The 673-nt window shown below is 69.2% G+C and carries 1 protein-coding gene; it reads right to left on the bottom strand.

What is annotated here, in order from left to right:
- Positions 1–34: 34 nt before the first annotated feature.
- Positions 35–673, bottom strand: a 639-nt coding sequence (locus tag ACTQXI_RS08895; protein ID WP_441548535.1) for an ISL3 family transposase, incomplete at its 5' end; no start/stop codon positions are given.

Below are 673 nucleotides of genomic sequence, written 5' to 3'. Positions count from 1 at the left end.
GAGGCTTCGGTAGTTTGTGTGACAAGGGGCTAGCCTAGGCAGCAACGCTCTTCGCTCCCTTCACGCCCTTCTTCCTCGCCTTCACCGGGCGACCCGGGAGCTGGGGCTGGCAGTCGCCGCACCTGAGCATGAGCAGGGCCACGAGGTTGTCGGTGTTGCGGAAGCCGTAGCCCATCCTCACCGTCACCTTGATCTTGTTGTTGATGGCCTCTACGCGCCCGTTGCTGATGCCGAGCTCGACTGCGGCGATGATGTCGTCGCGCCGGCGGCGCACCTTCTTCTCCACGGCGACGACCTTGGCGATCTTGCAGTAGGCGGCCCTGTGCATCCAGTCGTCGAGCAGCTCGGCGGCCTCGGAGCCGTCGGCTGCCCGGAAGACGGCCCGCAGGTCCTCCTTGAGCTCCCAGGCCCTGACCAGCCGCGAGCCGGCCCTCTTCTTGAGCGCCTCGAGCCTCGCCCTCTGGCCGTCGGTGAGGTCCTCGGGGTTCTTCACGAGCGCGTAGCGGCTGCCCTTGATGGAGGCCGCCTCCTCCTCGAGCGCCCTGACCTCCTCGGGCGGCAGCTCGCCTTTGGCAGGCCTGCCGCGCTTGCCCTCGGGCCTGGGCCTGGCGGCCCTGGCGGCGGCCCTGGCGGCGTTCCACTCCTCGCAGCGCACGGCGTCGAGCGCGTCGTT

The sequence above is a fragment of the Collinsella sp. LCP19S3_C9 genome (assembly GCF_052121575.1).
Taxonomy (GTDB): domain Bacteria; phylum Actinomycetota; class Coriobacteriia; order Coriobacteriales; family Coriobacteriaceae; genus Collinsella.
This window is presented reverse-complemented; position numbering and strand designations above follow the sequence as displayed.